This is a genomic window from Streptomyces fructofermentans (assembly GCF_014651055.1).
GTDB lineage: Bacteria > Actinomycetota > Actinomycetes > Streptomycetales > Streptomycetaceae > Streptomyces > Streptomyces fructofermentans.
The window spans coordinates 365,951-378,016 of record NZ_BMWD01000002.1 but is presented as its reverse complement, the minus strand read 5'-3'; the positions used below and the strand labels follow the sequence as shown (position 1 = coordinate 378,016).

Here is a 12,066-nt window from a genome sequence, read left to right as displayed (position 1 = left end):
GTGGATCGGTGCTGTCCGGCTGTCCGCCGGAGCGGTGGTCGTGAGGGGCCAAGACTGGCGGGCAGGGCTGGAGGAATCCGTGAGCCCCGATGGACCCGCGGCGCGCGAGCCGCGGGTCCAGGAGGAGTGGAGCGATCCTGGAGCCGTCCCGCGCGCGGCGGGGGCAGGCTGGCGTGACATCGTCCGCGAGACTGCGAGGAGTTGCCCATGTCAATGGCCGAGCGCAAGGCGCTGTGTCTGGAGATGGTCGCCGCCTGGAACCGCTGGGACCTGAGCGGGATCACCAAGCACTGGGCGCCGGACATCGTGCACTACTCCGAGGACAACCCGGTGAGTTCCGCCGACATGATCAAGCTCATGGAGGGCGGGCTGAAGGCGTTCCCGGACCTCCAGCTCGAGGTGAGGAGCATCATGGCCGAGGAGGACCGGGTCACCCTGCGGATCACCGTGACCGCCACCCACCAGGGCGAGTTCATGGGTGTGGAGCCCACCGGGCAGAGCGTGAGCTGGCACCTGGTCGAGGAACTGCGCTTCGAGGACGGCAAGGTCGTCGAGCACTGGGACGTCATCAACATGCGTCCCCTGCTCGTGCGGCTCGGCAAGCTGCCCGACATCCCCAAGGTCGACCTGGAGACGAGCGCCTGACCTGCTCCGCGGGTCGATCGGGTCCGCCTGCCCGCCTGCCTGTGCGCCGGCGACTCCTATGCTGGCGACAGGCAGGCGGTGGACAGGAGAGCACCGCACCGGACGGAACGGGGTGACGATGTCGGCGACGCGGTTGTTGGTCCTCGGGGTGGTACGCGGCTTCGGCAGGACGCACGGCTACCGGGTGCGGGCCGAGCTGTTGTCCTGGGGGATCGACGACTGGGCCAACGTCAAGCCCGGTTCGATCTATCACGCGCTGCGGCAACTGGCCAAGGACGGGCTGCTGGAGGCCAGTGAGATCGCGCACTGGCCGGGACGGGTGGACTACAGCGTGACCCCGGCGGGCGACGAGGAGTTCTTCCGGCTCCTCGTCGACGCCCTGGAACGGCCCGAGCACCGCGCCGACATGCTCAGCGCCGGCCTGGCGCTGATGCCCGCGCTGCCCCGCGGCCGTGCCGTCGCGGCCCTCTCCACCCGCCTGGGCGTCCTGGAGGCCCAGCGCGCGGTGCTGCGCAGGGAGTCGGCCGGGGCCTGCGCCGAGGGGACGCCGGCCCATCTGGGCGAGCTGTGGGCGATGCGGGTGCGCTATGCCGACCTCGGTGTGGAGTGGACCCGTGACCTGCTGGAACGTGTGGCGTCCGGGGGGTACGAGATGGCGGGCGAGCGTGAGCTGACGTTCGGGATGCCGGGGGCCTGGAGGGCCCTGGCGGAGCCGTTCGTGAAGTGACCGGCTTTCGACTCTCCAACTAATCAAACTTGTATAGCTGGCCGCTCGTGCCCTACCTTGGAGTCAGTGGTCAAATTTGATTACTGACCCAGTGCCGTTCTTTCCTGCTCTCCCACCTGCAGGGGCTTCCCGATGCGTCGGCCTTGGCGCACAGCCCCCTGTGGCGCATCAGGACCAAGGAGTCACAGATTGAGTTCGCAATCCACCCTCGCCATCGAGACGTCGGGCCTCGTCAAGAACTTCGGTGAGACCCGCGCCGTCGACGGCGTCGACCTGGCCATCCCGCAGGGCGTCGTCTACGGCGTGCTCGGACCCAACGGCGCGGGCAAGACGACGACGATCCGGATGCTGTCCACCCTGCTCACCCCCGACGGCGGAACCGCCCGGGTGCTGGGACACGACGTGGTCAAGGAGGCGGAGGCGGTACGCAGCCGGGTCAGCCTCACCGGCCAGTTCGCCTCGATCGACGAGGACCTCACCGCCACCGAGAACCTCACCCTGCTCGCCAGGCTGCTGGGCTTCTCCCGCGCACAGGCCGCCGAACGCTCCGAGGAACTGCTGGAGGCCTTCGAGCTGACGGACGCGGCCGGCCGGCAGTCCAAGACCTTCTCCGGGGGCATGCGGCGCAGGCTCGACATCGCCGCCAGCCTCGTCATCACCCCCGACCTCCTCTTCCTCGACGAGCCCACCACCGGACTCGACCCGCGCAGCCGCGGCCAGGTGTGGGACAGCGTGCGGGCCATGGTCGCCCTGGGCACCACGATCCTGCTCACCACGCAGTACCTGGACGAGGCCGACCAACTCGCCGACAGGATCGCCGTGATCGACCGGGGCAAGGTCATCGCCGAGGGCACCACGGGCGAACTCAAGTCGTCCGTCGGCACCGGAGCACTGCACGTACGGCTCGTGAAGGCCGAAGCCCGCCCCGAGGCCTCCCAGTTGCTCGCCCAGGCGCTGGCGGCGCCCGTCTTCCAGGAGTCCGACCCCTTCGCGCTCTCCGTACGGACCGACGAGACCGAGCGGGTCGCCCGGGCCCTCGCCGAACTGGCCCGCTCCGAGATCGCCGTCTCGGACTTCGCGTTCGGCCGCCCCAGCCTCGACGAGGTCTTCCTCGCCCTGACCGGCCACCCCGCAGAAGACAGCACCGCCACCCAGGAGGACGCGGCATGACCCTCACATCCGAGACGGTGCCCGTGCAGGGCGCGCCCGCCGACGCCCTGCGCAAGGCCCTCACCAGCCAGATCCGCCCCTCGCGCCCCAACCCGCTGACGGCGGTCCGGGTGTCGGCCTGGCGCACGATGCGGAAGATGAAGCACTACGGCGTGGCCGTCGTCTTCGACGTCACGCTGATGCCGATCATCTTCCTGCTCACCTTCACCTACCTGTTCGGCGGGGCGTTCGCAGGATCGACCAAGGAGTACCTCCAGTACTTCCTCCCGGGCGTCCTCGTGCAGACCGTCGTCATGCCCACGGTCTACACCGGCACCTCGCTCAACATGGACATCACCCGGGGCATCTACGACCGCTTCCGCACCCTGCCGTTCTGGCAGCCGGCCACCATCGTGGGCAACCTCCTCGGTGACGTGGTCCGCTACGTACTCGCCCTCACCACCACGATGAGCGTCGGCCTGGCCCTGGGCTTCCGCCCGGACGGCGGCGCGGGCGGTGTCCTGGCCGCGATGCTCCTCCTGCTGCTCTTCGCGGTGAGCGTCAGCTGGATCTTCGCCGCGCTCGGCGTGGTGGCCAAGGCACCCGAGACGGTGTCCGGCACCAGCATGCTGGTGATGTTCCCGCTGGTCTTCACGAGCAACATCTTCGTCGAGCCCGACACGATGCCCGGCTGGATGGAGGCCATCGTCGACGTCAACCCGGTCAGCGCCGCCGCCACCGCCGCCCGCGGACTGGTCCACGGCAACGCCTCCGGCGCCGACATCGGCTGGGTCCTGCTGGCCTGCGGAGTCATCACCGTGGTCTTCGCCCCGCTGACCATGTACCTGTACCGCGCCAAGAGCCGCGACTAGCCCGGCTCCCCAAGGACGAGCCACGGCAGCCGGCAGCGGTTGTCCCCCCCGTCGGCCGTCCCCGGCCGCCGTGGCTCCCTCCGTGGCGCTCCCGCCGTTCCCGGCGGGAGCGCCACGCCGCTTCCCGGGGGCGTGGCCGCACACCGGGACGCCGCAGCCGCGGCTGCGTCCCGCCACGGGCCGCAGGCGGGACGGGAGCGGTCACCCGGGTGCCGCGTCCCGCTGGTCGGGCCCCACCGGGTGGCCGAGGGTGGACGGGGACACGCAGTCGAGGCGGGAGAAGCCATGGATCGCCAGGTCAACCGATGTGTCGCCGTCGGAGCCGCAGTCGTGCTCGGCTGGGCCGGACTGACCGGCTGCTCCTCCGACGACTCGGCGACCTCACCCGCCTCCTCGGCGGCCTCCGCGGTGAAGTCCGGGGCGTCCGAACTCGCCTCCGCGGCCAGCAGCGCGGCGTCGTCGGCGGTGGCCTCGGCGGGCGCATCCGTGGAGGCCGCCGCCTCCTCGGCGCTGGAGGAGGTGAAGGGGGGCCTGGACGCCACGTCGGACGTCACCGCGGGCAACGCCACGACGAGCTCCGACGGCAAGGTGGAGGTCCCGGTGACCGTCACCAACAGCGACTCGAAGAAGCGGAGTTACACGATCGCCGTCAACTTCAGGGACGCGTCGGACAACCTGGTCGACGTCGTCGTCCTGGACGTCCCCGACGTCGCCGCGGGCAGGACCGCGCGTGCCACGGCCCGCAGCAACCGGGACCTGGACGGCTCGGTGACCGCCGAGGTCCGCGACGCCCTGCGGTACTGACGCCACGTCCCCGAGGCGGCGGACCCCGCCCGGCCCGAAGTGCGGAGTCCCGCCGTGGACGACGGTCGCTCCACGGGGCCCGGGCCGTCCTGGCCGGAACTGCCGCGCGCGGCCGGGCAGTCGGTCACGGAGGGCGTCGCCGACACCCAACTGCCGCTCCTCCCGCGCTCGGCGACGCGCGGCCTCCCGGTGACGCGGCCGTCGCCCGCACCGCCGCGCCGGAAGCTCTCACCGTGACCGAGGAACCCGCCGACGTGGCGCGGATGCTTCAGCAGGTCAGCGGCCAGCGGGTTTCACCAGCGAGGATTCGTATGCGAACACGGCCGCCTGGGTCCGGTCCCGCAGACCCAGTTTGACCAGGATGCGGCCGACATGTGTCTTCACGGTCTGCTCGGCGATGACGAGGTGCCCGGCGATCTCCGCATTGGACAGGCCCCGCGCGATGAGCGACAAGACCTCCGTCTCGCGTTCGGTGAGGTCGCCGACGCGCTTCTTCAGTGGGGCGCTCGGCGTGCCGTTCAACCGGGAGAACTCGGCGATCAGCTTGCGGGTGATGCCGGGTGCGAGCAGCGCGTCACCGGCCGCCACTATGCGCACGGCCTCGGCGAGCTGATCGGCGGAGGCGTCCTTGAGCAGGAACCCGGACGCGCCGGCGCGCAGCGCCTCGTACACGTACTCGTCGAGGTCGAAGGTGGTGAGCACCAGGACCTTGATGTCGGGGGCGGAGCCGGTGATGCGACGGGTGGCCTCGATGCCGCCCAGTTCGGGCATGCGAATGTCCATCAGGACGACGTCCGGGGACAGTTCCGCGACCTGCGCGACGGCGTCGAGACCATCGACCGCCTGACCGACCACGTCGATGCCCGGGTGGGCGTTGAGCAGCACGGTGAATCCCTGACGGACCATCTGTTGGTCGTCGGCGATCAATACGCGGATGGTGTCACTCGTCATGGGGTCTCTTCTCCTGCTGACGCCCCGCCGAGGAGCCCGTGGACGGGCCGGCGGTGGATCCCGTCCCGGGGCGGGGCATCGGCATGTCGGGGATGCGGACTCCGCGGGCCTCCCCCGCGGTTGGGCCGGAGATCGGTGCGAGGCCGGGCGGGAAACCGTCCTCGGCAGCAGGATGGGAGGCGCCGTCCGCGGGGAGGAACGCCGACACCGTGAAGCCGCCGGGCAGCGTCGGATGGGCGGCGACGTGCCCGCCCAGCATCACGGCCCTCTCCCGCATGCCCAGGAGCCCGTGCCCCGCGCCGGGCGAGGAGGAGAGCGGCCCCTCGGGGCGGGAGTTGGTGACCTCCAGGTACAGGCCCCGCAGGTCGTGCGTGACGCGGACCCGCACCCGGGAACCGGGCGCGTGCCGCAGGGCGTTGCTCAGCGCCTCCTGCACGATTCGGTAGGCCGACAGTTGCAGGCCCGGGGGATACGCCGACGCCTCGCCCCGCACCTCGGCGACGACCTCCAGCCCGGCGGCCCGGGTGTTGTCGATCAGGGCGTCGAGCCGATCGAGCGTGGGCTGCGGCCCCTCCGGGGCGTTCCCGGTACCGGCCGCGCCGAGACCGTAGGGATCCTCGGGGTTCTCGGAGCGCAGCACGCACAGAACCCGGCGCAATTCGGTGAGGGCCTCCAGGGCGTTCTTCCGGATGCCCTCCAGGTTCTCCTTCAGCTCCACGGACGGCTTCTCCACGAGGAGCGGAGCCACCTGCGCCTGTATGGAGATCACCGACATGTGGTGGGCGACCACGTCGTGGAGCTCGCGCGCGATGCGGTTGCGTTCCTCGAGCAGGGTGCGGCGGGCGCGCTCCTCGACGGTGATACCGGTCTGCTCGACGAGTTGATGGCGGGCCTCACGGCGGCCGCGCAGGGCGGTGCCGAGGAGGACGACGACCGTGAACAGGGCCACCGCCACCTTGCCGGACGGTCCGTAGTTCGCGCCACCGATCACGCCTTGGACTGCATAGGTGAGCAGCGCGGTCAGCCCGAGCGCCTCGGCCGACACCCGGGTCGGCAGCCGCAGCGACAGCAGCAGCAGGACGATGCCGTGCGCGATCAGCCCGGGCGGTGCCCACGGCCAGCTCGGATCCCCCGAATGCGGGTCGTCGAGCAGGTGGTCCCGGGCGATCAGGGCGGTCACGACCGAGACCACCGTCGATGCCCACCACGCAGGCACCGGACGCCACAGCGCCAGGACCACCGCGAGGCCCTGCAGCACTGAGCACAGCATTGCGGCCTGCGCGCTGAACTGGTAGCGGTCGGCCAGATGGTCGACGTTGCTGACCGCCGAGCCGAACGCGGTCAGGCAGACCATGCCGTGGGGCAGCCAGCGCAGCCACACCGAGGGTGGCAGCGGCGCGGCGCGGGCCGTCCACAGATCGTCGCGCAGCATCCGCAGGACGCGGATCAGTTGCTCCCGCACTCCGTTCATCCGCCCCACCTAAGCACGGTCCGCCTCCCGCAGCTCCGACTTTTCCCTCAAGGCCTCGACGCGCACCACCCGCGTCCTGCCCGGGCTCGTGCCCGGGCCCTGCTCTCCACGGCTCTCGAAGCCGTGGAACGCCGCCCGGCACACGGCGAGGACTGCCGCGAAGACCGGCAGCCAGAGGAGCCGCGCGCCCACCCAGTCCAGGCCGTCGGGCACCGTGTGAAGGCCGGGCAGGCGGCCCGCCTGGAGGGTGGTGGTCGTGGTCGCCATGAGCGCGGTCTGATGCCAGAGGAATATCGTCATCGCCGACAGGTTCACCACCGCCACGGCCGCCCAGGCGACCGGTCTGCGCATCGTCCGCCGCAGCCGCTCGCGCAGCAGCAGGGCGGCGCCGCACTGGGCCAGACCGAAGGTGACGGCGGCGAGCGTCGGCGGGTCGAGGTTCGATACCGCCGCGCCGGGCACGCCGACCATCGACGCCGGATAGCCGGCCCAGGCCACGAGTAGCGCCGTCGCCACCGTCCCGGCCCCGCACAGGATCCAGCCCGCACGCCTGTGCTCGAGCTCGCCGCGTGTCCAGGCCGAGCCCACCGTGTACGGCACGAGCCAGCCGGCCGCAACGTTCACCCAGCCGAGCCATGACGGGCCGCCGAGCCCGAAGCGGATCAGGTCCACGTGCAGGACCACGGCCAGCGGCCACAGCGGGTTGAGTCGGGCCAGCAGCGGGGTCGCGACGGTGAGCATCGCGAACACCAGCAGGAACCACAGCGGTGACAGCGCCAGCTTCACCACGGTGTGCACGGTGGTGAAGGACGCGCCGCCGAGCAGGAGGCATGTCGAGGCCACCGTCCACAGCGCCGCCATGACGAGCACCGGTTTGAACAATCTGGCCAGACGGGCCCCCAGCCATGAGCGGTACGTGCCACCTCGCGCCCGGCCCGAGGCGTAGCTTCTGGTCGCCACGTGACCGCCCACCATGAAGAAGACCGCGAGTGTCTGGAACATCCAGGACACCGGGGCCAGCCACGGCATGTGGCCCAGCGGGCTCTCGGTACGCAAGGCGTCGCCGTCGACGACGAGAGCGGTCACCAGCCAGTGGCCGAGGACGACACCGAGGATCGCCGAGGCACGCAGGGCGTCGACGGCTCGGTCCCGGCCGGACGGGGTGGCCGCGTCGAGCCGGACGGCCGCTGAGCGGATGGCGGAGTACGGACGTAGGACGCGCCGCCTCCGAGGGCGGCCAGCGGTCATGTCACGCACGGGTGACCTCCGTGGTCTCACCGAGGACGATCCGGGCAAGGTTCGCCAGACTGACCGATCCTGGTCGGAAGTAGTCGCTGTGGCCGCCGCCGCCGGCGGAGAACACCCGGGCGCCGAAGCCGGGGGAAACGGGGTCGCTGCCGAAGCCGACCGTGGTTCCGAGCAGGTCGACCTCGATCTTCGGCACTTCCGCCACCCAGTCGCCACCACCGCGGGCCGCCCACACCCGTGCCCGGGTCCGAAGGCCCGCCACTGATTCGGTGCCCGCGCCCGGACTGGCGAGGAGGACCAGCTCCTCGATGTTCAGGCGGTCGGCGGCCCGCCCGCATACGACGGATCCGTACGAATGGCACAGGATGCTGATCCGGGTGTCCGGGCCGGTGATGCCACGCATGGTGCTCACGAACTCCCGTAGTTCCGGCGCCGCTTCGTCGGCCCGGCCGGGGGTGAGCGCGGAGGTGCTGACCGTGTCCGGAGTGGTGTAGCCGAGCCAGGCGACGACCGCGGTGTCCCTGCCGCCGGAACCCCGCTGGGCAAGTGCGTCGTGGACGGCCGCCGCCGAGGCGCGGAACCGCTCGTAGGTGTCCAGCGAGGTGTCGGCCCCGGGCACGAGCACGGCGACTCGGTGCGCGTGGGCCAGATCTCCGAACACCTCGGTCACCCGGCCGGAACCGCGGCCGTCGAAAGTGAGAAGTCTGCGGGAGGGCTGCGCGAGCGCATCGTCGGCCGAGGCACGGTGCAGGTCTCCGTGGGCGGCCGCCATGCGGGCCGCGGACTCGGCGTTGGCCCGGTTGGAGGCGTACGCGTCCTCCAGTGTCGACGCCGTCGGCACGGCGAGGTCGGCGGGGAACGGGGCGGGGATCCGCGGCCGGCTCGCGGCCGTGAGCGGCACGACGACAGCGGCTGCGACCAGGACGGCGAGCAGAGCACGAAGCCGTCGCCGGCCGCGAGTCGGTGGGCTGCCACGGCCCAGTGCCCGTCCGCGAGCCGGTTCGTTCACGGGAGGAGCCCCGCGCTTCTGCTGCGGCCCGCGTCCCTGTCGTCCCGCCACTCGTCCGTCGAGCCCCTGTGCGGCGAACCGCCCCTCGCGTACCCCCATCGGCACCAAGCCTCCCCGACCGCGCTGCCCGGCCATCGGGCGTCCTGGGAAGGGAAGTTACGGATCATCAGTCGTCGCCCGCGTCCCGCCGGGGAGGGGTCCTCGGAGGTAGCTCTCAGGTACTAGGGGTATGACGGGGGCTCCGGGCCGCGGGTCTGTTCCGCACCGCGATACTCGTCAGGCATGCGAGAAGCGCAACGCGCAGTGTTCCCGGTCCTTGCGTGCCCGCGCAGTCGGGTGTCGTGGGTGGAGGCAACCCGCCGATCGCGACCCGCCCCCCCCCGATGGTGTCGGCGCTTCACCGTCACGGTCGGAATCGCGCAGGTGGTCGGGGTTCGTGGTCGGCCCGACCGCAGACCCGACCAAGCCCGTTTCCGGATTCGTGGCTCCCCGTCAGAGCAGTGCGGGAGAGGTGCGCACGCCTCTCGAACGCTGCGTACCGGTGCGGCCTGCGCAGACGGTCGGGTGCGCTTGCGCAGTCCACTGCGCAAGCGCACCCGCGGCTGTGCGCACCACCCCGCGCGCAGCGCGCAGCGAGGGGGTGGAACGCGGGCTTGTCAGGGGGCGCGAGGGAGTCAGGACCACCCGTGGGATTCGGGGCGGCGGGCAGGCCCGGGCGGGGTCCGCCGTGGTCGCCGGGGGCATCTCGCGCGCCTACTCCTGCGCCTACTCCTGCGCCGGCCCTTGCGTCATCTCCTGCCCCCACCTGCCCGTCGGCCTCCGAACGCCGCAGCTCAGGCCGGGTATCGGCGGTGGTCGGGGAGCCGACATCCCCTCTGCTGCCCCTGCACCCCGCCTGAACGAGGAAGGAAGGAGGTGGGGCGGGCGTGGTCGCGGGGCAGGCGTCGGGGATCGGGGCCGGCGGGTGGCGTGGCGCGTCGGCGGGCCTCCGCGCACGGGCGCCGCGGCGCCCGCAGTCGCAGCGCCCGGAGCTGCAGCGCCCGGAGTCGCAGTGGGCGGCCGGTGCGGCCCCCTTTCCGCTCCGCTCAGGTGCCGCTCGGCAGACGTCGGCGACACGGCGCCGCGGCATCGGTTCCAAGCAGTTCCCGGGCGTGCTCACGCGCGCGATGGCCCGGGACGACACCCGTCATCGGCACCCGGGTCGGCCCTGCCGGACCGCGGCACGGGTCCGGTTCACAACGGCACCTGACGCACCGTCCCCTCCGAAGTGGCCGCCAGCACGGCCGTGTTCACCGAGGACGGGGTCAGGGCGAGGATCTGGCCCGGCAGGTCGACGGTCCTCACCGTGCTCCCGTCGGCCGCGTTCACCGCGTGCAGCCGGCCCCGCCAGCCGCCGGCCACGACCGTCGTTCCCATCGCGCACAGCACGAAGATCTCGTCGCCGTTCTCCCCGTCGGTCCGCCACACCGCCGCGCCCGTACGCGCCGCGTGGGCGTGCAGCACACCGGACGTGTCCCCGACGACGATCGTGTCCCCCACGCGCACGGGCGCCGTGACGACCGGCGCCCCCAGCGCCACCGACCAGCGCACGGACGCGTCGGCGGCAGAGAGGCAGTGCAGCCCGCCGCGGGAGTCGGCGACCACGACGGTCTCCCCGTCCGGCAGGGGCGCGGCGCGCGCGGGTGCCTCCAGGGTGAACGGCTCGGGCCAGGCCGGGGTGCCGTCCTCGTCGTTGAGGGCGAGCAGCCGGCGCCCGTGCCCGGTGAGGACGTACACCCGGTCGGGTCCCGCGATGACGGCCGTCGGGTCGGTCAGCGGAGCGCTGCGCCACCACACGAGGCGGGTGTGCGCGTCGAAGTGCAGGAGCGTTCCCTCGGGCTCGCACAGGAGCACGTTGTGCCCGTGCAGCAGGACCGGCGTGGCGGCGTTGCCGCCGGGTGTCACGGCCGACCAGCGGCGGGTGCGCTTCCGCGTGTCCCAGGCCTCCAGCCGGCCCGCGGCGTCCCGCACCAGGAGCAACTGCTCCCCGGCGCTCATCCGGAGCGGCGGCCGGTACCCGGTGTACCGGGCGATCGGAGTTCCGCCGGCGGCGTGCAGCCAGTGCAGGGCGCCGGTGCCGTCGGCCGCGGCCACCGCGCCGTCCTCGGTGGGCAGCACCGCGTGCGCCCAGTCCCCGACGTTCCGCGTCCAGCCCCGCCGGCCGGGCCGGAACGGCACCGTGAGTTCCGCCTCGTTGCCCACGCTGCGCAGGAAGACCTGGAGCTGGGCCCGGTGCTCCGCGAGGGTGCGCCGGACGCCTGCCGGCAGGTCGAGGGCGCCCGGCTCGCCGAACGCGCTCCGCAACTCGTCCAGGGACGGCCGGTCGTCGGCGTTCTCCGCGAGGCACGAGCCGATCAGTCCGCCGAGCCGGTCCCCGGCGAGCCCCGACAGGTCGACGGCGCGCTGCGCGCGGAGCCGGGCGCCCGGATACGGGGCGCGGCCGGTCAGTGCGAACAGCAGCACGGCGCCGATGCCGAACACGTCCGTGGACGCGCCCGTCGCCGCGAGGCCGTCGAGCTGCTCCGGCGCGCAGTAGTGGGGGTTGCCGATCGCCTGGTCCAGCGGGCGCGTCAGGCGCTGGCCGCGGATCCGGGTGAGGCCGAAGTCGATGATCCACGGACTGTCGTCGGTGAGCAGGATGTTGCCCGGATGCAGGTCGCGGTGGAGCAGCCCCTTGCTGTGCGCGGTGCGCAGCGTGTCGACGAGGTCGGCGCCCAGCGCGCGGACCGTGCCGGACGGCAGGGCCCCGGCGTGCGAGTCCACGACCCTGTAGAGCGACGGACCCGGCACGAACCGGGTCGCGATGGCGGGCAGGTCGCCGTTGTCGAACCGGAACGAGAGCAGTTCGGGGATGCCGGCCCCCGCGCACCGCGCGAGGGCCTTGCTCTCCTGGTGGAAGCGCTGGAGGTGCCCGGCATCGGCGGAGAACTCCTCCTTGAGGAGTTTCACCGCGGCCAGCGTGTACGGGTCGCCGCCGGGGTCCGCCGCCGGATCGGTGGCGCGCCGCCCGAGGTAGATGTGCCCGAACCCGCCGGTCCCGAGCCTGCCCAGCAGCCGGAAGCCGGCGGCCTCCACCGGGTCGGAGTCCCTCAGCTCGGTCACCGGCGCCACGGTGGGCATGGGCGCGGTCGGCTGCTCCTCCACGGCGCCG

10 protein-coding genes are annotated in these 12,066 nt (G+C 72.5%); 5 read left to right on the top strand and 5 right to left on the bottom strand.

The window, feature by feature from the left end:
• The first annotated feature begins 207 nt into the window (after positions 1-207).
• From IE265_RS04540 to IE265_RS04520, 5 genes are all read left to right on the top strand, one after another.
• Positions 208-645: an ester cyclase gene (locus IE265_RS04540; RefSeq protein ID WP_190033996.1), complete on the top strand. Its 438-nt coding sequence runs from the start codon at positions 208-210 to the stop codon at positions 643-645.
• 118 nt (positions 646-763) lie between these two features.
• Positions 764-1,372 carry a PadR family transcriptional regulator gene (locus tag IE265_RS04535; RefSeq protein ID WP_190033995.1) on the top strand — a complete coding sequence of 203 codons (609 nt, stop codon included), beginning with the start codon at positions 764-766 and terminating at the stop codon, positions 1,370-1,372.
• A gap of 189 nt (positions 1,373-1,561) precedes the next feature.
• Entirely contained in the window at positions 1,562-2,542 is a 981-nt protein-coding gene (locus tag IE265_RS04530; protein WP_190033994.1) for an ATP-binding cassette domain-containing protein, read from the top strand.
• Positions 2,539-3,393, top strand: a complete 855-nt coding sequence (locus IE265_RS04525) for an ABC transporter permease (protein ID WP_190033993.1) — start codon at positions 2,539-2,541, stop codon at positions 3,391-3,393. Before IE265_RS04530 ends, IE265_RS04525 begins: the two co-directional genes overlap by 4 nt.
• Positions 3,394-3,678: 285 nt before the next feature.
• Positions 3,679-4,197 carry a hypothetical protein gene (locus IE265_RS04520; RefSeq protein WP_190033992.1) on the top strand — a complete coding sequence of 173 codons (519 nt, stop codon included), beginning with the start codon at positions 3,679-3,681 and terminating at the stop codon, positions 4,195-4,197.
• A 276-nt stretch (positions 4,198-4,473) separates the two neighbouring features.
• Here IE265_RS04520 and IE265_RS04515 read toward each other — a convergent pair whose 3' ends face one another.
• The 5 genes from IE265_RS04515 to IE265_RS04495 form a co-directional block, all read right to left on the bottom strand.
• On the bottom strand, positions 4,474-5,148 hold the full coding sequence (locus IE265_RS04515) for a response regulator (RefSeq protein ID WP_190033991.1): 675 nt from the start codon (positions 5,146-5,148) through the stop codon (positions 4,474-4,476).
• Entirely contained in the window at positions 5,138-6,619 is a 1,482-nt protein-coding gene (locus IE265_RS04510) for a sensor histidine kinase (RefSeq protein ID WP_190033990.1), read from the bottom strand. The genes IE265_RS04515 and IE265_RS04510 overlap by 11 nt, the downstream gene beginning before the upstream one ends.
• Positions 6,620-6,628: 9 nt before the next feature.
• On the bottom strand, positions 6,629-7,867 hold the full coding sequence (locus IE265_RS04505; protein ID WP_190034100.1) for an acyltransferase family protein: 1,239 nt from the start codon (positions 7,865-7,867) through the stop codon (positions 6,629-6,631).
• A 1-nt stretch (position 7,868) separates the two neighbouring features.
• Entirely contained in the window at positions 7,869-8,768 is a 900-nt protein-coding gene (locus IE265_RS04500) for an alpha/beta hydrolase (protein ID WP_373302901.1), read from the bottom strand.
• 1,341 nt (positions 8,769-10,109) lie between these two features.
• Positions 10,110-12,059: a serine/threonine-protein kinase gene (locus IE265_RS04495; protein WP_190033988.1), complete on the bottom strand. Its 1,950-nt coding sequence runs from the start codon at positions 12,057-12,059 to the stop codon at positions 10,110-10,112.
• Positions 12,060-12,066: the final 7 nt, after the last annotated feature.